This is a genomic window from Yersinia aleksiciae (assembly GCF_001047675.1).
Taxonomy (GTDB): Bacteria; Pseudomonadota; Gammaproteobacteria; order Enterobacterales; family Enterobacteriaceae; genus Yersinia; species Yersinia aleksiciae.
This window is the reverse complement of sequence record NZ_CP011975.1, coordinates 3,661,504-3,685,433: the sequence shown is the minus strand read 5'-3', so window position 1 is coordinate 3,685,433 and position 23,930 is coordinate 3,661,504. Positions and strand designations below refer to the sequence as shown.

Sequence of the window (23,930 nt, the reverse complement as noted above, 5' to 3'; positions counted from 1 at the left end):
CTGCAATGGTTATTCGCCTGAGAAGGAGAAACTGTTGACGCTTTCATGATACGGAGGCCGGAGCCTCCGTCGTAGATTGACGCAATTAATAGGCGTGGAATAGCTTTTGAATCTCTTGCGGTTTTTGCGTTTGAGTTAATGCCAATTGCAGCAACACACGGGCTTTTTGTGGATTCAGAGAGCCAGAGGCGACAAAACCATATTTGGTATCATCAACTTCTGCATCTTCGGTGGTCGAACCCGTCGGCACACGGGATGAGCGCACAACAGCAACACCATTATGGGCCGCCGTTGCCAGTGTATCGAACACACTGTGGTAAAGATTACCGTTGCCAACACCGGCACTGACAATGCCTTGGTAGCCATCAGCAATCAGTGCTTTGGCCGGAACATCAGACGCATTGGCGTAGTTATAAATAATGCCCACTTTCGGTAATGTCTCCAGCTTGCTGATATCGAAAGCCGGTTGTCTTGGCGCAGGTTGATGCAGATAATTCACCTTGCCATCATAGACGTAACCCAGCGATCCGGTATTCGGTGACTGGAAGGTTTGTACCGAGGTGGTATTGGTTTTCATCACATCACGGCCTGCGAGTACCTGGTCATTCATTGCGACCAGAACACCGCGTTTAGCTGAATTGGCGTCACTGGCAACAACGACGGCATTGTACAGATTCAGCGGGCCATCTGCGCCCAGTGCGGTGGCTGGCCGCATCGCCCCAACCATGACCACGGGTTTATCACATTTTACTGTCAAATCAAGGAAGTATGCGGTTTCTTCCAGTGTATCGGTGCCATGGGTAATCACGAATCCATCTGTTTTGGCGCAATCGGCATTAATTTTTTTCGCCAACTTTAGCCAGACTTCGTCATTCATATCCTGAGAACCGATATTCACCACTTGCTCGCCCTGAATATTGGCGAGTTTTTTCATTTCAGGAACCGCGTTCACCAAGGCGTCGACCCCCAGTTTTCCCGCGGTATAGTTAGATTTGGTGGCTGAATCACCGCCACCCGCGATAGTTCCCCCGGTTGCCAATAACGTGATATTGGGTAAAGCAAAGGCCGAACCGCTGATCCCTGCTAAAATTCCGGCTAATACCGTTAGCTTTATAGATTCCACAATTATTACTCCATTATTTATAAGCTAGCGAATTATCCGGAATATCCATACTAAAACTGTGACAATAGCTGTACTTTAGGAATACGTGGAGCTATTAACTAAAACCCCGTATGATCGCGCGTTTTTAGTACCGCCAAAAAGTGACGACAATGACCCAAACCTTTATTCCCGGCAAAGATGCCGCGCTGGAAGACTCCATCTCCCGTTTCCAGCAAAAGCTGAGTGACCTCGGCTTTAATATCGAAGAAGCCTCTTGGCTCAACCCGGTTCCTCACGTTTGGTCGGTACATATCCGCGACCGCGACTGCCCGCTGTGCTTTACCAATGGCAAAGGTGCCAGTAAGAAAGCGGCACTGGCTTCGGCTTTAGGTGAGTATTTCGAGCGTTTATCCACCAACTATTTCTTCGCGGATTTCTATCTGGGCAAAGCCATTGCTGAGGGCGATTTCGTTCATTATCCGAATGAAAAATGGTTCCCGATCCCTGAAGATGATCTGCTGCCGGAAGGTATTCTGGATGAGCGTCTGCTGGCGTTTTACGATCCAGAACAGGAGTTGGTCGCCAGTGATCTGGTGGATTTGCAGTCAGGTAATGCCAAGCGCGGTATCTGCTCGCTGCCATTCACCCGTCAATCAGATTTAGAAACCGTCTATATACCGATGAATATCATCGGTAATCTGTATGTTTCAAACGGCATGTCTGCGGGCAATACCGCGAATGAAGCCCGCGTACAGGCGCTGTCGGAAGTCTTTGAGCGTTATGTAAAAAACCGTATTATTGCGGAGTCCATCAGCTTGCCAGAGATCCCGCCAGAGGTGCTAAATCGTTATCCAGGCGTGGTTGAAGCTATCGCCAAACTGGAAGAGGAAGGTTTCCCGATCCTCTCTTACGATGCTTCTTTAGGCGGCACATACCCCGTTATCTGTGTGGTGCTGTTTAACCCATCAAACGGCACTTGTTTTGCTTCGTTCGGCGCGCACCCAGACTTTGGTGTCGCACTGGAACGTACCGTGACTGAGTTACTGCAAGGCCGTAGCCTGAAAGATCTGGATGTCTTCACGGCACCGACCTTTGATGACGAAGAAGTGGCTGAGCATACCAATCTAGAAACTCACTTTATCGATTCAAGCGGCTTAATCAGCTGGGATATGTTTAAAGAAGATGCCGACTATCCGTTTGTCGACTGGAGCTTTAAAGGCACCACAGAAGAAGAGTTCGCCACCTTGATGGCTATATTTAATCAAGAAGATGCTGAAGTATATATTGCTGACTACGAGCATTTAGGTGTTTACGCCTGCCGCATTCTGGTACCAGGGATGTCTGATATCTACCCTGCCGAAGACCTGCTGATGGCGAACAACACCATGGGTGTGCATCTGCGTGACACCTTACTGGCCCTGCCAGACAGTGATTGGCAACCAGCACAGTATCTGGAACTCATCCAGCAACTTGATGATGAAGGACTGGACGATTTCGCCCGTGTGCGCGAACTGCTGGGCATCGCCACCGGTAAAGATAACGGCTGGTATACCCTGCGTGTGGGTGAACTGAAATCTATGCTGGCATTAGCTGGCGGCGATCTGGAGCAAGGACTGATTTGGCTGGAATGGACGCAAGACTTTAACTCTTCGGTCTTTACCGCAAAACAGGCGAACTATTACCGTTGCCTGCAAACCTTGTTGCTGCTGACTCAAGAGCCAGATCGTGAACCGATGCAGTACCACAGCGCATTTGTGAAGATGTATGGTCAGGAAGCGGTAGAGGCTGCTTCAGCTGCATTAGCCGGTGAAGAGCGCTTCAACGGCCTGTTCAGTGTTGATGAAGATCTGAAAGCGTTACCGGCACATCAGGCGTTACTTGGCGCCTATGCCAAGTTACAAGCCGCCAAACGTCGCTACTGGGCTAAAGACGAGTAAAGCCGTCACCTCTCCCGCTGATCAATTAGCCGCCAGCGGGAGAGGCACTCTCGATATTCTCACCTCTATTGCTGCAATTATTCCTAGCTAAAATAAATACCCATCATTACTGACCCCTGTAATTGTTTTTGTCATAAAAAAACGTTATTTTCTGACGCCGTTTATGCAGAAAAACAGCACTATTAAACAAACATTATTTGCCAGTGAGATAAAGTAGACAGAGAGGTGAATAAATAGTTAATTTTTCATGATCGAAAATAATAAAAATAACTACAAATAGCGCTTTTGGTTAACCTTCTCAACGGCTTCAAAACAGTCTAATCAAAATTATTTGTAAATCTTAAAATATTTTTTCACATTAAAAATCATAATGTTATCCTCATTACACGTACAATTTGTAATGATTTATCCCTAACTAAACTCGCGCAATATGATCCATATCAATTTTCACGCTATACTGCTTTGCTAGTATCTCGTTGTGCTTTATTAACCCTAAAAAGAGAGTTAGTGTGAAAGCTGACAACCCCTTCGATGCATTATTACCTGCGGCAATGGCTAAAGTAGCTGAAGATGCCGGTGTCTATAAAGCCACCAAGCATCCGCTAAAAACATTTTATTTAGCGATTACTGCTGGTGTATTTATTTCAATTGCGTTTGTTTTCTATATTACAGCAACCACCGGTACCGCAGGCGTGCCTTTCGGCTTTGCCAAATTGGTTGGTGGTATTTGTTTCTCCTTGGGGCTAATGTTAGTTGTAGTGTGTGGCGGTGATCTTTTCACCTCTACCGTATTGACGACTGTCGCCAAAGCCAGTGGCCGTATTACCTGGCGTCAACTGGGTTGTAACTGGGTTAATGTCTATATTGGGAACCTGTGCGGGGCTTTATTCTTCGTCGCGCTTATCTGGTTCGCCGGCCAATATACGGTGGCAAATGGTCAATGGGGGCTGAATGTCCTGCAAACAGCTGACCACAAATTACACCATACTTTTATTGAAGCAGTCTGTTTGGGTATTTTGGCTAACTTGATGGTTTGCCTGGCGGTTTGGATGAGCTACTCCGGCCGTACCATAATGGACAAAATGTTCGCGATGATCTTACCGGTGGGCATGTTCGTTGCCAGCGGCTTTGAGCATAGCATCGCCAATATGTTTATGATTCCTATGGGTATCGTGATTAAAAACTTCGCGACGCCTGAGTTTTGGCAATCCATAGGAGCAGCACCAGAGCAATTTGCTAACCTAACTGTAAGTCACTTTGTTATTGATAACCTGATTCCAGTCACCATCGGCAACATCATTGGCGGCGGGTTATTGGTGGGTTTGACTTACTGGGTAATTTATCTGCGCGGTGACCAGCAACACTAAGTGTGGCCGCACACGGTTTTCGAAGAAATTCACATTAAAAGGTAGATGCATTATGACCGAACTTAATGAAAAATTGGCCAAAGCATGGCAAGGCTTTACCCAGGGTGACTGGCAGAACGAAGTAAACGTTCGTGACTTCATCCAGAAGAACTACACCCCTTATGAAGGCGACGAATCCTTCCTTGCCGGCTCTACCGAAGCGACCGACAAGCTGTGGGCGCAAGTCATGGAAGGCATCAAACTGGAAAACCGCACTCATGCGCCAGTTGATTTCGATACCGACGTTGTTGCGACCATCACTTCCCATGATGCTGGCTATATCAACAAAGATCTGGAAACCATCGTTGGTTTGCAGACTGAAAAACCATTAAAACGTGCACTGATCCCATTCGGCGGCATCAAAATGGTAGAAGGCTCTTGCAAAGTTTACGGTCGTGAACTTGACCCGCAACTGAAAAAAGTCTTCACCGATTACCGTAAAACGCACAACCAAGGTGTGTTTGACGTTTACACCAAAGACATCCTGAATTGCCGTAAATCAGGTGTGCTGACTGGTTTGCCAGATGCTTATGGCCGTGGCCGTATCATCGGTGACTACCGTCGTGTAGCCGTTTACGGTATCGACTACCTGATGAAAGATAAACTGGCTCAGTTCAACTCATTGCAGGATGATCTGGAAAACGGTAAAGACCTGGAAATGACTATCCAGCTGCGCGAAGAGATTGCTGAACAGCATCGTGCTCTGGCTCAGATCAAAGAAATGGCAGCCAAATATGGTTGCGATATCTCTGGTCCAGCAACCAATGCCCGTGAAGCAGTACAGTGGACTTACTTCGGCTACCTGGCTGCGGTTAAATCGCAAAACGGTGCGGCAATGTCCTTCGGTCGTGTTTCTACTTTCCTTGACGTTTATATCGAACGTGACATGAAAGCTGGCAAACTGACTGAAATCGAAGCGCAAGAACTGATTGACCATTTGGTTATGAAACTGCGTATGGTTCGCTTCCTGCGTACCCCTGAATATGATGAGCTGTTCTCTGGTGACCCAATCTGGGCAACTGAATCACTGGCAGGTATGGGCGTTGATGGCCGTACTCTGGTGACCAAAACCAGCTTCCGCTTCTTGAACACCCTGTACACCATGGGGCCGTCTCCAGAGCCGAACATGACCATTCTGTGGTCTGAAAAGCTGCCACTGAACTTCAAAAAATACGCAGCTAAAGTGTCTATCGATACTTCATCTGTACAGTATGAAAACGATGATCTGATGCGCCCTGACTTCAACAACGATGACTATGCTATCGCTTGTTGTGTGAGCCCAATGATTGTCGGTAAGCAAATGCAGTTCTTCGGTGCCCGTGCTAACTTGGCGAAAACCATGTTGTACGCAATCAACGGCGGCGTTGACGAAAAAATGAAGATCCAGGTTGGCCCGAAAGAAGCGCCAATGATGGATGAAGTGCTGGACTATGACAAAGTCATGGAACGCATGGATCACTTCATGGACTGGCTGGCTAAACAATACGTGACTTCGCTGAACATCATTCACTATATGCACGACAAATACAGCTATGAAGCTGCATTGATGGCGCTGCATGACCGTGATGTTTATCGCACTATGGCGTGTGGTATTGCAGGTCTGTCTGTTGCGGCTGACTCCCTGTCTGCTATCAAATATGCCAAAGTAAGCACCATTCGTGATGCTGATGGCCTGGCTATCGACTTCAATATCGAAGGCGAATATCCACAGTTTGGTAACAACGACTCACGTGTTGATGACATCGCTTGTGACTTGGTCGAACGCTTCATGAAGAAAATTCAGAAGCTGCGGACTTACCGTGGTGCGGTTGCAACTCAATCCGTGCTGACCATTACCTCTAACGTGGTTTATGGTAAGAAAACCGGTAACACTCCAGATGGTCGCCGTGCTGGTGCTCCATTCGGTCCAGGTGCTAACCCAATGCATGGCCGTGATCAGAAAGGTGCTGTTGCATCCCTGACCTCTGTTGCCAAACTGCCGTTTGCTTACGCTAAAGATGGTATTTCTTACACCTTCTCTATCGTGCCAAACGCACTGGGTAAAGACGACGAAGTCCGTAAGGCTAACTTGGCGGGTCTGATGGATGGTTACTTCCATCACGAAGCGTCCATCGAAGGTGGTCAACACCTGAACGTGAACGTCATGAACCGTGAAATGCTGTTAGATGCGATGGAAAACCCGGAAAAATATCCGCAGTTGACTATCCGTGTATCAGGTTACGCTGTTCGTTTTAACTCGCTGACTAAAGAACAGCAGCAAGATGTGATTACACGTACGTTCACTCAGTCAATATAAGTTCTATACCCGCAATAGTTTGAGTTGCAGAAAGCCAACACACATGCAATTTGAAATATGACGGGGATAACTAAAATAGATTAGACTAAAAGGCTCCACCTTAGTGGGGCCTTTATTTATCCAGTATTGGAGTAACCTGCAATGTCCGTACTTGGCCGCATTCACTCATTCGAATCCTGTGGCACCGTTGACGGCCCTGGGATCCGATTTATCGTATTCTTCCAAGGCTGCTTGATGCGTTGCCTGTATTGCCATAACCGTGATACTTGGGACACCCACGGCGGTAAAGAAGTTACCGTTGAAGAATTGGTCAAAGAGGCCGTGACCTATCGTCACTTTATGAATGCTTCTGGCGGTGGCGTGACTGCCTCCGGCGGCGAAGCCATCTTACAGGCTGAATTTGTGCGCGATTGGTTCCGCGCCTGCCACGAAGAGGGTATTCACACCTGTTTGGACACCAACGGTTTTGTGCGCCGTTATGATCCCGTCATTGATGAGTTACTTGATGCCACTGATCTCGTGATGCTGGATCTGAAGCAGATGGATGACAGCGTGCATCAGAATCTGGTCGGTGTCTCCAATCATCGTACTCTGGAGTTTGCCCGTTATCTGGCAAAACGTAACCAGAAAACCTGGATCCGCTATGTGGTGGTACCGGGCTGGTCAGATGATGATAAATCAGCGCATATGTTGGGTGAGTTTACCCAGAACATGACCAATATCGAGAAGATAGAGTTGCTGCCTTACCATGAGTTAGGTAAGCATAAATGGATTGCTATGGGCGAAGAATACAAATTAGATGGGGTCAAACCCCCTACTGCGGAGATTATGGACCGCGTGAAAGGTATTCTGGAAAGTTATGGTCACAAAGTGATCTACTGATCATCGCTAACCAATAAAGGCTCAATCAATGCCGCCATGTTGGCTATCCAACTGGCGGCATTTTTATGGTGATTAGACCGCCGCGTAAGGTGTTTGCTGCTGATCGGGTTTGCGCAGTAGCATCATCAGATACACCAATGCCACGCCGGCAATCATGATAAATAATAAATTGTCTGAATAACGCTGCATCAGTAATGACGTCATGGTCGGGCCGGTCAAACTGCCAATAGTGTAACTCATCAGCAATGCCTGATTCATCGCCACCAACTCATCGGCACTGGCTTTTTCGCACGCCCATGCCATCGCCACTGGATAAAGGGTGAAACCAGCGCAGCCCAAAATAAAGAGTGCGGGAGCCAAGGCATAATTACCCAGAATCGCCACGCTGCCGAGAATTACCACGAACACCTGAATGCGCAGCACCAGTAAGCGACCATAGCGATCGGCCATTTTGCCAATCGGCCACTGACCGATAATCCCTGAACTGACCAATAATGCCATCCACCATCCCACACTGGCATCACTCATCCCTTGATGGGATAAATACAACGGCAGCAACCCATAGAGCGAGCCTAAGAGTACACCTGAGATAATGCAGCCATTAATACCCAGACGCGCACTACGGCGCTTGAGCATCGACCAAACCGCAACATGTGAGAACTCACTGCCCTGCTGATACGAGAAGTGGGCAAACAGCAGCGGCAACATCGCGGTAATCACCAATGCACTGACCCAAGGGATAACATTCAGCAGTTGCGTCGATACCACGCCTAACAGCAGTTGCCCGGTGACGGTCCCCAGATAGTAAACCATCATGTAAGCCGCCAGCAGTTGCCCACGGTTGATTAATGTTCCACTGCGCAGTAACGCACTCTCGACGATGACCCAAATGAGCGCGCAGGCCACGCCAGCAAAGAAACGCCAGCCCAGCCAGCTCCAAAAGTCGACCGAAAGCATTAACCCGCAGGTCGCCAGAGCAAATAAAATACAGGAGTAGTGATAGCTACGGTTAAAACCGAGCCGTTGGATCAATCGCCCGGCAATCAACGTCCCGACCAAATTCCCGGTAAAATAGGATGAGCTCACCATCCCCACTTGCCAGGTCGGCAACTGTTGATGGGATAACCATAAGGGAACCAATGTATTTAAAACCGCGATAGAAATCGTAAACAACAAAAGCCCACAGAGCAGAAGCAGCACCGGGCGAGAATATGCGGACATAATAAGAGAGAAACCGTCGGAACGATGAAAGTGAGCGCATCATGCCACTGGCGATAAAAAAGTCAATTCCCTCTCAGGCGGGGATAGCACGATATGTTGGTTCATTTTTATCGGCAATGAGCTGAAGGTACTCGGTTGGTATGCCTAAAAAGAAAAAGCGCCCGTAGGCGCTTGATAAACAACTGATTAAAAATATCAGATGTTTTATTAACCGATGAACTCCAGTCCACCCATATATGGGAGTAATACTTCAGGCACCTGGATGCGACCATCAGCTTGCTGATAGTTCTCCAGCACCGCAACGAGTGTACGGCCAACTGCCAAACCAGAACCATTCAGGGTATGAACCAAACGGGTCTTTCTATCGGTTTTATTGCGGCAGCGCGCCTGCATACGGCGGGCCTGGAAATCCCACATATTTGAGCATGAAGAGATTTCGCGATAAGTATCCTGCGCTGGCAGCCACACTTCCAAATCGTAAGTCTTGCTGGAGCCAAAGCCCATATCGCCAGTACACAGCAGCACTTTACGGTATGGCAGTTCCAGTAATTGCAGCACTTTCTCTGCATGACCGGTCAACTCTTCCAGTGCCGCCATTGAATCTTCAGGACGAGTTATCTGCACCATCTCAACTTTGTCGAACTGATGCATACGGATCAAACCACGGGTATCACGACCATAAGAGCCCGCCTCTGAACGGAAGCACGGAGTATGGGCGGTCATTTTCAATGGCAGAGACTCTTCTTCCAGAATCTCATCGCGTACCAAGTTAGTTAGCGGGACTTCAGCTGTAGGGATCAGCGCATAGTTGCTGCTATCTGACTCCTCTTCCAATGGTTTGGTGTGGAACAAGTCCTCGCCAAACTTAGGTAACTGGCCAGTACCGTACAAAGTGGCATGGTTAACCAGATAAGGAACGTAAGCTTCTTGGTAGCCGTGCTTCTCGGTATGCAGATCCAGCATAAACTGGGATAATGCGCGGTGCATGCGAGCAACTTGCCCTTTCATCACCACAAAACGCGCACCAGTCAGTTTTACTGCCGCAGCGAAATCAAGGCCACCGGCCATTTCGCCCAAGGAGACGTGATCTCTCACCTCAAAGTCATACTTGCGTGGTTCGCCCCAACGGCTCACTTCGAGGTTATCATTTTCATCTTTGCCCACTGGCACAGAATCATCCGGCAGGTTAGGAATAGACAGTGCCAGATCGCGGATTTCGTTTTGCAACTTATCCAGTTCGACCTTGGCTGCATCCAGTTTTTCACCCAGCACATTGACTTCCAAACGCAATGGTTCGATATCTTCGCCACGGGCCTTGGCCGCGCCAATCAATTTCGATCGGGCATTACGTTCTGCTTGCAGACTTTCTGTTTCAACCTGTAATACTTTGCGGCGCTCTTCTTGTTGGCGCAACATCTCAACATCAAGTTTAAAACCTCTGCGAGCCAGTTTTTCGGCGACTGCGTCTAGCTCATTGCGCAGCATATTGGGATCAAGCATGCTAGTCCTGTGCTTTTAGTTATGGATATACCCGCATATATTTACTTTGGGTATACGTGGTTAGTGAAGACGAATTTAACGCTGTAAGCGGCGTAAACAGCCACTTACCAAGTGGTTATAGCGCTAACCTTACCGCAACGGCAAGGCTAGCGGTAGCGTTTTATCGGGCTATTTTGATCCTGCTCAGCCAGCCATGCCAGCTTTTCACCTATTTTCCCTTCCAGACCTCTGGATGATGGAGAATAGTAGCGTGTCGTGGCCATTTCTGGCGGGAAATAGTTCTCACCCGCGGCATAAGCATGTTGCTCATCATGGGCATATCGGTATTCAGCCCCCAACCCCATCTCTTTCATCAGTTTGGTCGGCGCATTGCGCAGATGCTCTGGCACATCAAAATCAGGTTTATCGCGAGCATCCTGCATCGCTGCTTTAAACGCGGTATAAACAGCATTACTTTTCGGCGCACAGGCCAGATAAACAATCGCCTGAGCAATCGCCCGCTCACCTTCTGCTGGCCCGACTCGGGTAAAACAATCCCAAGCTGAGATTGCCACCTGCATAGCCCGTGGGTCTGCGTTACCCACATCTTCTGACGCAATCGCCAGCAGACGCCGGGCAACGTAGAGCGGATCACCGCCAGCGGTGATAATGCGCGCATACCAGTACAGCGCCGCATCGGGGGCTGAGCCACGAATAGATTTATGCACTGCCGAAATCAGATCGTAATAACGGTCGCCTTTATTATCAAAGCGGGCGCTTCGTTCACCAGAGACCTCTTTTAGCAAATCAGGGGTGAGCACACGTACCCCTTTGGCATCTATTTCTGCCATATCTGCCATCATTTCAAGGCTATTCAAGGCACGACGCGCATCACCACCCACTAACTCAGACATCATGCGGCGGGTTTCATCTGGCAGTTTGATATTCTGCCCACCATAGCCACGCTGGGAATCAGACATCGCTTGGTCAATCACTTTTTCGATATCTGCGGCAGTTAACGCCTTCAGTAAGTAGACCCTAGCGCGGGAGAGCAATGCTGAATTCAGTTCAAACGAGGGATTCTCCGTGGTGGCACCGATAAAGGTGATCGTACCATCTTCAATATGCGGTAAAAATGCATCCTGCTGACTTTTATTGAAGCGGTGGACTTCATCAACAAACAATATCGTGCGCCGCCCAGCATCACGGTTTTGCCGTGCTCGCTCGATAGCTTCGCGGATCTCTTTAATACCGGAGGTCACCGCAGAGATACGTTCGACATCCGCCTGACCGTAGCGGCCAATAATTTCTGCTAACGTGGTTTTTCCCGTCCCCGGCGGCCCCCAGAGGATCATGGAGTGTAATTGCCCCGCGACGATTGCCCGCGGTAGCGGTTTACCCGGAGCCAGCAGATGCTGCTGACCAATATATTGATCCAACGTCAAAGGCCGCATCCGCGCGGCCAGTGGCTGGAACTCATTTTGGGAAAAATCGAGGGACATATTACTCACTCAGACCTCACTGGCGCTGGTCGTCCAGCGTCACACCTTTTGGTAGGGTAAATTTAAACTTGTTGGCATCCGCTGAGCTATTTTGTTGCCCTTTCAGCGTATAAGCGCTGCGCTGCCCGTCTTGCTCAACCGCCGCAAAGCTTTTAATGGTGCCGGTTGGCGTCACCGTTATCGTAAATTGCTTCAGATTGCCGCTGGTATTTTTTGGCGTCAACTCAAAATCATCGCCTTTTTGCTTCACATTGTACTGCTTCCAGTCATCTGGGTTATTGCGAGTAATCAGCATGAAAGGTGTATTGCCGGTGGCATTTTTCAGCCAGGTCGCCGTGGCTTGCTCAACAAAGGGGTTGTAGAACCACAATGTCTCACCATCGGAAATCAGCACGCTCTCATCCGGCGAAGTCATATGCCAGTTAAACAGATTGGGCCGTTTTACCCATAGCTCACCCTCGCCTTCCTGCACCGCAGCCCCTTCAGAACTAGTGACTTTCTGCGAGAAATTAGCATGGAAACTGTTCACCTTGCTCAGGCGACCTTGCAAATCAGTGCTGGCATCCGCCAAGACTGACGTTGAAATTAAGCCAGATAACAGACAGCAAGCAACAAGCAGTTTTTTCATTATTCTAAATACCTTATAAAATTCTTTGAGAAATACGGGGTTACGCTTCTTGGCATAAGGGCCGCAAAGCGGCCCTATCTAGGTTAACTGCCTCAGAACAAAAGATTACTCATGAGGTGGTGGAGCCAAAACTTCACGGTTGCCATTATGACCCGGCGTACTCACAATTTGCTGGGCTTCCATCTGCTCAATGATACGTGCAGCACGATTATAACCGATTCGGAATTGGCGCTGAACACCAGAGATCGACGCACGGCGCTTCTCCAACACAAAGCTCACCGCCTGATCGAACAGTGGATCTAACTCTTCGTCACTGTCCAAGCCAAGGCTACCACCCTCGCCCTCGTCACCACCACTGATAATACTCTCAATATATTGAGGGCGACCACGAGCTTTCCAGTCATTAACAACGGCATGTACTTCCTGATCACGGACAAAGGCGCCGTGCACACGCACTGGAATCGATGAGTTAGGTGCCATATACAGCATATCACCCATACCCAGCAGTGATTCAGCCCCGCCCTGATCAAGAATGGTACGGGAGTCAATTTTGCTGGAGACCGTAAAGGCGATACGCGTAGGAATGTTAGCTTTAATTAAGCCAGTTATCACATCCACTGACGGACGCTGTGTCGCCAGAACCAGATGAATACCGGCAGCACGTGCTTTCTGTGCTAAACGGGCAATCAGCTCTTCAACTTTTTTGCCCACGGTCATCATTAGGTCAGCAAATTCATCCACCATCACCACGATATAAGGCAGTTTCACCAACATTGGCGGGGAGATGTCCATGCTGTCGGATGGCTTCCAGAATGGATCGGGAATTGGCCGCCCCATTTCTTCAGCTTGCGCCACGCGCTCGTTATAACCGGCCAGATTACGCACACCCAATGCAGACATTAGTTTATAGCGCCGTTCCATCTCACCGACACACCAACGTAATGCATTCGCGGCATCCTTCATATCGGTAACCACGCCGGTTAACAGATGCGGAATACCTTCATAGACCGATAATTCCAGCATTTTCGGGTCAATCATGATAAAGCGCACCTCATCTGGCGTGGCTTTATACAAGATGCTGAGGATCATCGCATTCACCCCAACCGATTTACCCGAGCCGGTTGTACCTGCGACCAGCAAGTGGGGCATTTTAGCTAAATCAGCCACCACCGGCTGCCCGGCGATATCTTTACCCAACACAATAGCTAATGGTGATGGGTTATCGCGGAATTTGGCACAATCGAGCACTTCTCGCAGATAGACTGTCTGACGGTGTTTATTTGGCAGCTCAAGCCCGACATAAGGTTTACCGGGAATCACTTCCACAACACGCACGGCAATAGCAGAGAGTGAGCGGGCCAAATCACGGGAAAGATTGGAAATGCGCGAAGCTTTGACGCCCGGTGCCAGATCCAGCTCAAAACGGGTAATAACCGGCCCCGGAGAGATACCGACCACTTCAGCTTTCACCCGATAATCACCAAGGCGTGCTTCAACCAAACGCGCTGTTTGCTCCAAAGCAAACATGTCGACTGGCTCCTCTTCCGCTGGCGGCGAGGAAAGCAGATCCAGTGTCGGCAATGGTGTGGTTGGTTTAACCAACGGCTGGTCATTACGCATCAGGAATGGATGAATCAGACTGTCCATCGCCGGGATAGGTTGTACGGGTTGTGCTGGTTGCACCGGTGTAGTGGGCTGAACAGTGGACTGCGGCGCTGACTGAGCATAAGACGGCGCCACAATCGGCTGAGTGTATGCAGACTGCGTACTTGCCGACGAAGTATAAGCAGGTGGTATCGACGGCGCTGATTGTTCTGAATGTGTTTGCTGCACGGTTGGCTGCTGATGTGGTGACAGCTGTTCAGGATAATCTGGCGCAAAAGTCTCTTCTTCGGTTGCTATTTCAGCATACGGAGAAAGTGTGAACAGGGGTTCACGTGGGGTCTCATCCACTAAATCTGCGACCGGCGAGAATGTGTAGGCGCGGCTGGTATCAACCGGCTGCACTCTCTCAACCCTATTTTCTTTATCCAACACACTGTTTTCACTATAAAGACTATCTTTACGATGAACAGCATCTTCGTGCTGAGTCGCACCATAACGGTGCTGCTGTTGCGCAGCAAACTCCTGTCGTAATGCGGCCTCTTGTAAAGCCTGTTCATCTTCAGGTTCTGGCGCGGAGAAGATATTTGCGCCCGCGTCAGTTGGTTGCCCATAACGCGCAGACTGTTGGTCAACAAAAGCTTTACGCAAAATAGCCTGCTGCAATGCCGCCTCATCTTCAGACTCGACCTCTGAACCAAATGAAGCTGGGTTTTGAGAACTTTGTGTTTCGTCCTCGCGCTGCTCACGTTGTTCCTGCTCAGCTATTCGCTGAGAAGGCAGTTTGATACCGAAGGATGCAAGCTCACGCCGTGTCGGAATGCGAACAGGATTCGGCCTTGGTAATTCTGGACCAATCCCCTGCTTAATCTGGGAACTACTATCGCTGGTCGCCGTAAACGCAGGCATAAATGTCGCTGCACTTGCTGCAACAATTCCGGCGGTAGATGTTGGTCCAACTGTTGATGCAGCGTTGGCGGCCATGCCTGCTGCGGTCAATCCATCAAGACCTGAACCCAGCCCAGGGTTCATATGAGGTGTGCTTTCCACCTGATCGCTATGCCGCTGTGCCGTTGAAAAATCAAATGGCGAATGGCTAGCAGGTACTGCTGGTGTATCCCATGACCCCATCTGAGGCTCAGGACGCTCAGCCGGGTACACAACGCGAGTCTGCACTGGAGCTGGTGTTTCTTCTGGAGTTTCAAAAGAATAGAGCGGCGGGGTCGCGTCCACATTAGGGGCCGTACTATCCTTGACAAAATTGGTGTGAGTATGGCTATGGTCAACAGCACCATGACTCGTCACAGAATCAGCGCTACTCTCAGTAGAAGTTCCTGATAACGGTGATTGTTCATCATTATCCGTTGCTCGCAGCGTACTTAATAATGGATCATATTTATTGCTAGTTTCAGTCAGCGGTAATGGCGTATCAGTCACAGATGGCGCGGAGAAGAGTACATCGTCATCGTCTGCATAGGCAGAGCTCGCCACCAGCCCCGTTGCTGCTGCAACGCCTGCTATTGCTGCCTTGCTCGCCACAGTTTCTTTTTCTTGCTCGGCAATATCTGCATCATCGACATGATAATCGTCATCTTCATCGTCATAACGCTCTTCACGACGAGAGCGATTAGTCATAAATGTCAGTGAACCTAAGACCACACCACCAATTTTCTCTGCAATGACCAACCATGACCAACCGGTAAAGAGCGTCAAACCAACCGCCCAGATGCAGAGCAATGTTAGTGTTGCACCTACACCGTTGAACCACGGCAACATAGCATTACTGAATAAGCTCCCAATCACCCCGCCAGAAGCGAAGTAATAAAGATCGTCAACGTTGAGAGCTGCCAAGCCGCATGAGGTTAAAATCAGGGCTAATGTGCCAATCAAGCGTAATGACAATGCAAAGTAATCAACATGTTCGCTGGCATCGCGCTGACGGAATGCCGCCCAGCACAGCATCACCATAATGGCAGGGATTGCGTATGCTAAAACACCGAAAGTGAAGAATAGCGTGTCTGCCATCCAGGCACCAATACCCCCACCAAGATTGTGGATAGGTTCATGCCAAGCAGTTTGGGACCAACTTGGGTCCGAAGGATTGAAACTCAGCAGCGCCGCCATCAGGTAGGCTGCCAGAATAGTTACCACAATCAAAATAGCCTCAAGCACACGTCGACCGCTGCTGAGTTTTTTCAGAGTAACTTCTTTGTCTTCTGTATATTCCTGGCTCAAGAAAGGCTCTCCAGGTTCCTGTTAACTGGTATGAGAAACAACGCCGAGAACCCTCCCGGCGTTGAAACTGTATGAATAAACAGGAGTGTAACCAAATTACTCAGGTTTTGCACCTGCCTGTTTACCGCGTTTTAATGACGAGTCGGTTACTCTGCTTCACTTCTTCCATGACCACATAGGTACGGGTGTCGTTGACGCCCGGTAGGCGAAGCAAGGTCTCACCGAGTAATGTACGGTAAGCAGACATATCAGGTACTCGGGTTTTCAACAAATAGTCGAAATCGCCTGATACCAGGTGACACTCTTGAATTTCCTCAAGATTTTTGACAGCAGCATTAAATTGCTCAAATACATCCGGAGCGCCACGATTCAGAGTAATCTCAACGATAACCAGCAGTGATGCATCCAAATACTGTGGATTAAGCAGTGCGGTGTAGCCATGAATGAAGCCCTGACGCTCTAAGCGGCGAACCCGTTCCAAACATGGTGTTGGTGACAATCCTACTCGTTTTGAAAGCTCAACGTTAGAGATGCGCCCATCCTTTTGTAATTCATTCAGGATGTTACGATCAATACGATCAAGCTCTTTCCCCGGGCGCTTTTTATTATCTATCATCTTATAGTCTCTCTTAATTTCCTTGAGTCTGAGACATGCCCTAAGTGTAACTAAATTTAGAGCCTGCTACAGACAACGACCCGCAGCCTGTTTTATGCAAATATATCAACACGTTGTTATCTCACACCCTGTCTGTCCAACTGTATGCGAGGTACTCGATGATTATTAGCGTTGAGGAAGAGATAGCGCATCACGAACAACCGCAGAAACATCCCCCCTGCAGTTGTTCGAGAACTTACTCCACATGCCATCCAGCATTAATCGAAAACATTCCAGGGTTTTCGCTTGGCATCACTGATGCCAAATCTGAAATTATGGCGCGCAGATAATTTCTTCTTCCTATGATGTTTTCGCAAATGCGCAGCCGATTGTCAAAGTAAAAGAAGTTAAATCAGTACAACGTGCCAGAATTAAAATCTCAGCGCCCTTCTCTTAGCTATTTTTTCATCGTTTATTTGCTATAAAATGGTGCAAACTGTCCTCCAGAATTTATGGTTTTTTTTGTTCTATCGGCTTGCAAGCCACATTCTTTATGGGGTCAAAGCTTTTTGGGGGTATTCACCTCATAATGCAGAAATGATTTTTGGTCCAATTTGTCGCCAACCTTATTTTTCTTATCGATTAACTGTCGATTATCAATGCATTTAGTTTATTAAATAGGCATGACCTATCAAACAAATCGCTAACAACATTTTTGTCTGCTTTTTTTAATGCACGATTTTCCCTACAATCGATAACATTGTCCGCCATTGTGGGAAAGAGGTATTCATGAGCACGGCTAAACATAGCAAATTGATTATTTTGGGTTCTGGCCCTGCGGGTTATACCGCGGCAGTTTATGCTGCACGCGCCAACCTGAAACCTGTATTGATTACCGGAATGGAAAAAGGCGGTCAGTTGACCACCACGACCGACGTCGAAAACTGGCCAGGTGACCCTGAGGGTCTGACTGGCCCAGCGCTGATGGAACGGATGCATGAGCATGCAGAAAAATTCCAGACAGAAATTCTGTTCGACCATATCAACCGTGTTGATTTGCAAAACCGCCCATTCCGCTTGTTTGGTGATGGCGCAGAGTACACCTGTGATGCGTTGATTATCGCAACGGGGGCATCTGCCCGCTATCTGGGGATGGCGTCAGAAGAGGCATTCAAGGGTAAAGGGGTTTCTGCCTGTGCAACCTGCGACGGTTTCTTCTACCGTAATCAAAAAGTCGCGGTTGTGGGTGGCGGCAATACCGCCGTTGAAGAAGCACTCTATCTGGCTAATATCGCCGCTGAAGTGCATTTGATTCACCGCCGCGACAGCTTCCGGTCAGAAAAAATACTGATCGACCGCCTGATGGAAAAAGTGAAGAACGGCAACATCGTACTGCACACCGATCGTACCTTGGATGAAGTGCTGGGCGATGATATGGGTGTGACTGGTGTTCGCCTGAAATCAACCCATAGCGACGAGACCGAAGAGCTGGCGGTCGCGGGTGTCTTCATTGCGATCGGCCATAGCCCTAACACCGCTATCTTTGGTGATCAACTGGCACTGGAAAATGGCTACATCAAAGTTCAGTCCGGTACTCAGGGCAATGCGACACAAACCTCAATTCCAGGCGTGTTCGCTGCGGGTGATGTTATGGACCACATCTACCGTCAGGCCATCACCTCGGCCGGTACTGGTTGTATGGCTGCACTGGATGCAGAGCGTTATCTTGATGGGTTGATGAACGATAAATAACACCCACTGATTTTACTGAATACATACGGGCAGCTGACAATACGTGAGCCGCCCGTTTTTATTTCTGTTTGCTCTGTATTTTTTGTCGATTGAACATACCAATGAAAAACAGCAAATTATAGAAATCCACTAATGCGGTGACTATCACAAGCATTATGGTTTCACCTCATAGCATCACGAGGTAAGATTGCCCCTCGCCAGTTTGCCGCCTCTAGATGGTGACAAACCTTTTGATCTTGTTATACCCAAAGTAATCGGCGTTGTAGATAGGCCAAGCTTAAACAACCATTTTGTTTATATGGTTTAACGTTGCTGATCTTCCTGCATATCTGAGTACCATGGGTATATTTGCGCAGACAAATTGCCTGATGAATAAAACACGACAGTATGAGTTGATTCGTTGGCTGAAAAAACAGAGCGCTCCGGCGCAACGTTGGCTCCGCCTGTCCATGTTACTTGGCCTCCTCAGCGGGTTACTGATTATCGCTCAGGCATGGTTGCTCGCCACCTTGCTGCAATCTCTGATTATCGACAAGCTCCCCCGCTCTGCATTAACCGCCAATTTTGGGTTACTGGCAGCGACTTTTGCTTTGCGTGCCGTGATCAGTTGGCTACGTGAGCGGGTAGGATTTATCTGCGGAATGAAAGTCCGCCAGCAGATTCGCAAAGTCGTGTTAGACAGATTGGAACAACTGGGCCCTGCGTGGGTAAAAGGCAAGCCTGCCGGAAGTTGGGCGACCATTATTCTAGAACAAATTGAGGATATGCAGGATTACTATTCCCGCTATCTACCGCAAATGTATCTGGCGGTATTTATTCCGGTGCTGATTCTAATTGCCGTCTTCCCAATCAACTGGGCAGCAGGCTTGATCTTATTTGTCACCGCGCCGCTGATTCCGTTATTCATGGCATTAGTTGGGATGGGGGCTGCTGACGCCAATCGGCGTAACTTTGTTGCGTTGGCCCGTTTAAGCGGCAATTTCCTCGATCGTTTGCGTGGGCTCGACACCCTACGATTATTTAACCGCGCTAAAGCAGAAACAGACCAAATTCGCGACTCCTCGGAAGACTTCCGCAGCCGCACCATGGAAGTACTGCGGATGGCCTTCCTCTCCTCAGCAGTATTGGAGTTTTTCGCGGCCATATCTATTGCCGTGGTGGCGGTTTACTTTGGTTTTTCCTATTTAGGCGAACTGAATTTTGGCAGCTACGGTTTAGGCGTAACACTGTTTGCTGGTTTTCTGGTCTTAATTTTGGCACCTGAATTTTTCCAACCACTGAGGGATTTAGGGACGTTCTACCATGCCAAAGCACAGGCCGTAGGTGCAGCTGAATCACTGGTTACATTCTTAAGCAGTGAAAGTGAGTCTATCGGTCAGGGTGATAAAGTACTGAGTGGTTCAGATGCCCTCACCCTTGAAGCAGATGAACTGGAAATTCTGGCCCCCAATGGTACCCGCTTAGCTGGGCCGCTAACGTTCTTCCTGCCCGCAGGTAAACGTGTTGCCATCGTTGGCCTGAGCGGTGCAGGCAAGAGTTCATTACTCAATCTGCTACTGGGTTTTTTACCTTATCGCGGCTCGTTAAAAGTCAACGGCATTGAATTACATGAGTTAGCACCGCAAGTCTGGCGAAGCCAGTTAAGCTGGGTTGGGCAAAATCCACATTTGCCGGAGCAGACACTGGTTGCCAATATTCTGCTGGGCCAACCCGATGCTGACGAAAGCCAATTACAGCAAGCGGTTGAGCGTGCATATATCAACGAATTTCTCCCAGATTTACCGCAAGGACTGAATACAGAAGTCGGCGACCACTCGGCCCGTCTCTCTGTTGGGCAAGCCCAGCGTGTGGCTGTCGCTCGCGCATTACTCAACCCATGCCGTTTGCTGCTGCTGGATGAACCGACAGCCAGTCTTGACGCCCACAGTGAACAGTTGGTGATGAAAGCCTTGGAGGAAGCCTCTCGCAGGCAGACAACCTTGCTGGTCACTCATCAGTTGGAAGATACATTGGGGTATGACCAAATCTGGGTAATGGATAATGGCCTTTTGATTCAACAAGGTGATTACTCTAGCTTGAGTCAGGTTACCGGTTCATTTGCCAATCTGCTGTCCCACCGCAGTGAGGAGCTTTAATCATGCGCGTACTTCTCCCCTTTCTGGCGCTATATCGCCGCCATTGGTTCCTGATCTCTCTGGGTATTGTGCTGGCAATTGTTACTCTGTTGGCCAGTATCGGTTTGCTCACATTATCAGGCTGGTTCCTGGCAGGCACCGCCATCGCTGGCCCTGCTGGACTCTACACATTTAACTATTTGCTGCCAGCAGCTGGTGTCCGTGGTGCGGCGATTACCCGCACCGCTGGCCGCTATGCTGAACGCGTTGTCAGCCATGACGCCACATTCCGTGTGCTGGCACATCTGCGGGTATTCGCTTTTCAGAAAATCCTGCCTCTCTCACCTGCCGGTATCGCCCGTTTTCGCCAAAGTGAGCTGCTCAACCGTCTGGTCGCAGATGTCGATACGCTTGATCATCTCTATCTGCGAGTGATCTCACCGCTGGTAGCCGCCATCGTCATTATCGCTGTAGTGACTTTTGGCCTAAGTTATCTGGATGTCACTTTAGCGCTGACTCTCGGTGCGATTCTGCTTGGATTGTTACTGCTGGTCCCGTTGATTTTCTACCGTGCGGGTCAACCTATTGGTCGTGATCTAACCAATCTGCGTGGTCTGTACCGTTCACAACTGACCTCTTGGTTACAAGGGCAGGCGGAATTATTAGTATTTGGTGCGTTGGGTCGTTTCCGCGCGTCACTGGAGGATATTGAGCAACGCTGGATGAGCCGCCAGAAGCAACAAGCCTCGTTGGCGGGTTTGGCGCAAGCACTCATGATTTTGGCCTCCGGTTTGACTGTGACCGTTATTTTATGGCTTGCCGCGGGCGGTATTGGCGAGGATAGCCAACCCGGCGCATTGCTGGCGCTGTTTGTCTTCACCTCTTTGGCCGCGTTTGAAGCCCTGCTGCCGGTAGCAGGTGCCTTCCAACATTTAGGGCAAGTTATCGCATCAGCAACGCGAGTCGCTCAGTTGATGGAACAAAAGCCTGAAGTGACATTCCCAGCGAGTGGCCCGTCAGTAACCTCACAGGTGGAGCTGAAAGTGACAGGGTTGAGTTTTACCTACCCACAGCAGCCTTTGCCCGTTTTACAGAATATATCGCTGTCACTGGCCGCAGGAGAGCATATTGCGCTATTGGGTCGCACTGGCTGTGGTAAATCCACGCTTTTACAATTATTAACCCGTGCCTGGGATGCCAATCAGGGCACTATCACGCTGAATAGCATCCCATTAGCCCAATATGACGAAACCACGTTGCGTCAAATGATGGCTGTGGTCAGCCAGCGGGTACATATTTTCAGCAGTACCTTACGTGAAAACCTGTTACTTGCCTGCCCTTCAGCGTCAGATGAACAGTTGAAAATGGTTCTAGAACAAGTGGGGTTAGCTAACTTACTGGATAACGACGAAGGACTGAATGCGTGGATGGGTGATGGTGGGCGGCCATTGTCCGGTGGTGAACAGCGACGTTTGGGGATTGCCCGCGCTTTGTTACATCCAGCCCCACTGTTGCTGCTTGATGAGCCAACAGAAGGGCTAGACGCGGAAACTGAGCAGCAAATTCTGGCGCTGCTACGCCGACATTGTCGCCAGAAAAGCCTGATTATCGTCACTCATCGCTTATATGGGTTGGAATATATGGACCGTATCTGCGTAATGGATGGTGGGATGATAGTCGAAGAAGGCAACCACCAAAGCTTATTGCAAAATAAGGGCCGCTATTACCAATTCCATCAACGTCATTGAGGCCGTGATATTGAAACAACGGTGTGCTTTTACCGTCTCCAAATTGACCGTGCGCAGGCAGGTAATCAGCTAGTTTTCAGCTAATATTATTAAAAGCTGCTGAAACCAAAGCAGTATTATTTATGATTGCCCAAATGGGTTTGTTAGCGTCACCAAGGAGATTTATGCGCCTCACACAGCTCTCTTCTCAATCATTTGCCTTTCCGTCACCTGAGCTGGCTCTGCGCGAACCAAACGGATTGCTGGCGCTGGGGGGCGATTTATCTGCGCCTCGCTTACTGGCCGCTTACCAGCGAGGGATTTTCCCTTGGTTCAGCCCTGGGGAGATGATTTTATGGTGGTCACCTGACCCTCGGGCGGTATTGTTCCCGGAAGATTTGCATATCAGTCGAAGTATGCGGCGTTTTCTGCGCCGTTGCCCTTATCGATTTACACTCAACCATGCTTTTGAGGATGTTGTCCGTGCCTGTGCTTCTCAACGTGATGAGGGGACGTGGATTGGTGATGATGTGCAGCAAGCTTATTGCGAGCTGCATACTTTGGGACACGCGCACTCAGTGGAGGTTTGGTTGGAAAATGAGCTAGTTGGTGGTTTGTATGGAATTGCAGTCGGTGCATTATTTTGCGGCGAATCCATGTTTAGCCGTGCTGACAATGCATCAAAAAGCGCATTAATGGTTTTTTGTCATCATTTTACCCGTCAGGGTGGAGAACTGATTGACTGTCAGGTCCTCAACGCTCACACTGCGTCGCTGGGTGCGATTGAGATCCCACGCAACTTTTTTTTGCAGCAGTTGAGTCAACTCCAGTTTAGTCCACTACCGGCTGAATGCTGGTTACCGCAATCGTTGAGTTTTTCATCCACGATGCAGTAAAGCTCAACCGTTGAAAAGAACCCCACATTAGGCTTTATCCCCCTCTTGCCGGCAGACTAATTTTGCTGAAATGGTGCGATGACCGCCAACACTTCTTTACATAATGTGGGTTTTTCGGCATTATCTTGCCGGTTAAAAACTAAGGTAGTTACACCTAGAGGATTCGATGGCCAAAGAAGACAATATTGAAATGCAGGGCACCGTTCTTGATACGCTGCCGAACACCATGTTCCGCGTTGAATTGGAAAACGGGCACGTGGTAACCGCTCATATCTCCGGTAAAATGCGTAAAAACTATATCCGCATCCTGACGGGTGACAAAGTCACTGTAGAGCTGACCCCGTACGACCTGAGCAAAGGCCGCATTGTCTTCCGTAGCCGTTAATCGGCTAATCTGTCGCAAGTCGACGACTCGCGAGCTCTGAGGATGTAGTCCCCCCTCCGGCGCCCTTCCCATTTATGGCAAGGGCGTTTTGCGTTTTCTTTTATTTCCCTGTTCATCCGGCTTATCAGCCATGAAAACACGAAATACCCAAAAACAAAAAGGGCGATAAGC

16 protein-coding genes are annotated in these 23,930 nt (G+C 49.1%); 9 read left to right on the top strand and 7 right to left on the bottom strand.

Annotation, left to right across the window (positions count from 1 at the left end; translation table 11 throughout):
* Positions 1 to 85: 85 nt before the first annotated feature.
* Positions 86 to 1,123 carry an L-asparaginase 2 gene (ansB, locus tag ACZ76_RS16505; protein WP_048619887.1) on the bottom strand — a complete coding sequence of 346 codons (1,038 nt, stop codon included), beginning with the start codon at positions 1,121 to 1,123 and terminating at the stop codon, positions 86 to 88.
* Between the two features lie 149 nt (positions 1,124 to 1,272).
* On the opposite strand from ansB, the gene ycaO reads away from it, so the two are divergent.
* The 4 genes from ycaO (at position 1,273) to pflA (ending at position 7,623) form a co-directional block, all read left to right on the top strand.
* Positions 1,273 to 3,039: a 30S ribosomal protein S12 methylthiotransferase accessory factor YcaO gene (gene ycaO / locus ACZ76_RS16500; RefSeq protein ID WP_048619886.1), complete on the top strand. Its 1,767-nt coding sequence runs from the start codon at positions 1,273 to 1,275 to the stop codon at positions 3,037 to 3,039.
* 509 nt (positions 3,040 to 3,548) lie between these two features.
* Positions 3,549 to 4,406 carry a formate transporter FocA gene (focA, locus tag ACZ76_RS16495; RefSeq protein WP_005275097.1) on the top strand — a complete coding sequence of 286 codons (858 nt, stop codon included), beginning with the start codon at positions 3,549 to 3,551 and terminating at the stop codon, positions 4,404 to 4,406.
* A 52-nt stretch (positions 4,407 to 4,458) separates the two neighbouring features.
* Positions 4,459 to 6,741, top strand: a complete 2,283-nt coding sequence (pflB, locus tag ACZ76_RS16490) for a formate C-acetyltransferase (RefSeq protein ID WP_004873744.1) — start codon at positions 4,459 to 4,461, stop codon at positions 6,739 to 6,741.
* A gap of 141 nt (positions 6,742 to 6,882) precedes the next feature.
* Positions 6,883 to 7,623 carry a pyruvate formate lyase 1-activating protein gene (gene pflA / locus ACZ76_RS16485; protein WP_005171041.1) on the top strand — a complete coding sequence of 247 codons (741 nt, stop codon included), beginning with the start codon at positions 6,883 to 6,885 and terminating at the stop codon, positions 7,621 to 7,623.
* Positions 7,624 to 7,695: 72 nt separating this feature from the next.
* On the opposite strand, the gene ACZ76_RS16480 is transcribed toward pflA, so the two are convergent.
* From ACZ76_RS16480 to lrp, 6 genes are all read right to left on the bottom strand, one after another.
* Entirely contained in the window at positions 7,696 to 8,844 is a 1,149-nt protein-coding gene (locus ACZ76_RS16480; protein ID WP_048619885.1) for an MFS transporter, read from the bottom strand.
* A gap of 207 nt (positions 8,845 to 9,051) precedes the next feature.
* Positions 9,052 to 10,344 (bottom strand): serine--tRNA ligase, encoded by a 1,293-nt coding sequence (gene serS / locus ACZ76_RS16475; protein WP_048619884.1) that lies wholly within the window; start codon positions 10,342 to 10,344, stop codon positions 9,052 to 9,054.
* Between the two features lie 146 nt (positions 10,345 to 10,490).
* On the bottom strand, positions 10,491 to 11,834 hold the full coding sequence (locus ACZ76_RS16470; RefSeq protein WP_048619883.1) for a replication-associated recombination protein A: 1,344 nt from the start codon (positions 11,832 to 11,834) through the stop codon (positions 10,491 to 10,493).
* Positions 11,835 to 11,841: 7 nt separating this feature from the next.
* On the bottom strand, positions 11,842 to 12,453 hold the full coding sequence (lolA, locus tag ACZ76_RS16465; RefSeq protein ID WP_048619882.1) for an outer membrane lipoprotein chaperone LolA: 612 nt from the start codon (positions 12,451 to 12,453) through the stop codon (positions 11,842 to 11,844).
* A gap of 105 nt (positions 12,454 to 12,558) precedes the next feature.
* Complete coding sequence (locus ACZ76_RS16460) at positions 12,559 to 16,290, bottom strand: DNA translocase FtsK (protein ID WP_048619881.1); 3,732 nt, start codon at positions 16,288 to 16,290, stop codon at positions 12,559 to 12,561.
* Between the two features lie 121 nt (positions 16,291 to 16,411).
* Positions 16,412 to 16,906 (bottom strand): leucine-responsive transcriptional regulator Lrp, encoded by a 495-nt coding sequence (lrp, locus tag ACZ76_RS16455; protein ID WP_002211340.1) that lies wholly within the window; start codon positions 16,904 to 16,906, stop codon positions 16,412 to 16,414.
* Positions 16,907 to 17,674: 768 nt separating this feature from the next.
* Between lrp and trxB the strand changes: the two genes are divergently transcribed.
* The 5 genes from trxB (at position 17,675) to infA (ending at position 23,759) form a co-directional block, all read left to right on the top strand.
* Positions 17,675 to 18,637 (top strand): thioredoxin-disulfide reductase, encoded by a 963-nt coding sequence (gene trxB, locus ACZ76_RS16450; protein WP_048619880.1) that lies wholly within the window; start codon positions 17,675 to 17,677, stop codon positions 18,635 to 18,637.
* 368 nt (positions 18,638 to 19,005) lie between these two features.
* The gene (cydD, locus tag ACZ76_RS16445) at positions 19,006 to 20,772 is read left to right on the top strand and encodes a heme ABC transporter permease/ATP-binding protein CydD (protein WP_048620340.1); all 1,767 of its coding nucleotides are present in this window, start codon (positions 19,006 to 19,008) and stop codon (positions 20,770 to 20,772) included.
* A gap of 2 nt (positions 20,773 to 20,774) precedes the next feature.
* The gene (gene cydC, locus ACZ76_RS16440; RefSeq protein ID WP_048619879.1) at positions 20,775 to 22,499 is read left to right on the top strand and encodes a heme ABC transporter ATP-binding protein/permease CydC; all 1,725 of its coding nucleotides are present in this window, start codon (positions 20,775 to 20,777) and stop codon (positions 22,497 to 22,499) included.
* Positions 22,500 to 22,663: 164 nt separating this feature from the next.
* On the top strand, positions 22,664 to 23,374 hold the full coding sequence (aat, locus tag ACZ76_RS16435) for a leucyl/phenylalanyl-tRNA--protein transferase (RefSeq protein WP_048619878.1): 711 nt from the start codon (positions 22,664 to 22,666) through the stop codon (positions 23,372 to 23,374).
* Between the two features lie 166 nt (positions 23,375 to 23,540).
* Complete coding sequence (gene infA / locus ACZ76_RS16430) at positions 23,541 to 23,759, top strand: translation initiation factor IF-1 (RefSeq protein WP_002211347.1); 219 nt, start codon at positions 23,541 to 23,543, stop codon at positions 23,757 to 23,759.
* Positions 23,760 to 23,930: the final 171 nt, after the last annotated feature.

Excerpts from the sequence above, each read along its gene's own strand:
- pflA (WP_005171041.1), top strand. The coding sequence starts at position 6,883 with ATGTCCGTACTTGGCCGCATTCACTCATTCGAATCCTGTGGCACCGTT.
- cydC (WP_048619879.1), top strand. The coding sequence starts at position 20,775 with ATGCGCGTACTTCTCCCCTTTCTGGCGCTATATCGCCGCCATTGGTTC.
- serS (WP_048619884.1), bottom strand. The coding sequence starts at position 10,344 with ATGCTTGATCCCAATATGCTGCGCAATGAGCTAGACGCAGTCGCCGAA.
- lrp (WP_002211340.1), bottom strand. The coding sequence starts at position 16,906 with ATGATAGATAATAAAAAGCGCCCGGGGAAAGAGCTTGATCGTATTGAT.
- pflB (WP_004873744.1), top strand. The coding sequence starts at position 4,459 with ATGACCGAACTTAATGAAAAATTGGCCAAAGCATGGCAAGGCTTTACC.
- lolA (WP_048619882.1), bottom strand. The coding sequence starts at position 12,453 with ATGAAAAAACTGCTTGTTGCTTGCTGTCTGTTATCTGGCTTAATTTCA.
- trxB (WP_048619880.1), top strand. The coding sequence starts at position 17,675 with ATGAGCACGGCTAAACATAGCAAATTGATTATTTTGGGTTCTGGCCCT.
- infA (WP_002211347.1), top strand. The coding sequence starts at position 23,541 with ATGGCCAAAGAAGACAATATTGAAATGCAGGGCACCGTTCTTGATACG.
- cydD (WP_048620340.1), top strand. The coding sequence starts at position 19,006 with ATGAATAAAACACGACAGTATGAGTTGATTCGTTGGCTGAAAAAACAG.
- aat (WP_048619878.1), top strand. The coding sequence starts at position 22,664 with ATGCGCCTCACACAGCTCTCTTCTCAATCATTTGCCTTTCCGTCACCT.
- ycaO (WP_048619886.1), top strand. The coding sequence starts at position 1,273 with ATGACCCAAACCTTTATTCCCGGCAAAGATGCCGCGCTGGAAGACTCC.
- ACZ76_RS16480 (WP_048619885.1), bottom strand. The coding sequence starts at position 8,844 with ATGTCCGCATATTCTCGCCCGGTGCTGCTTCTGCTCTGTGGGCTTTTG.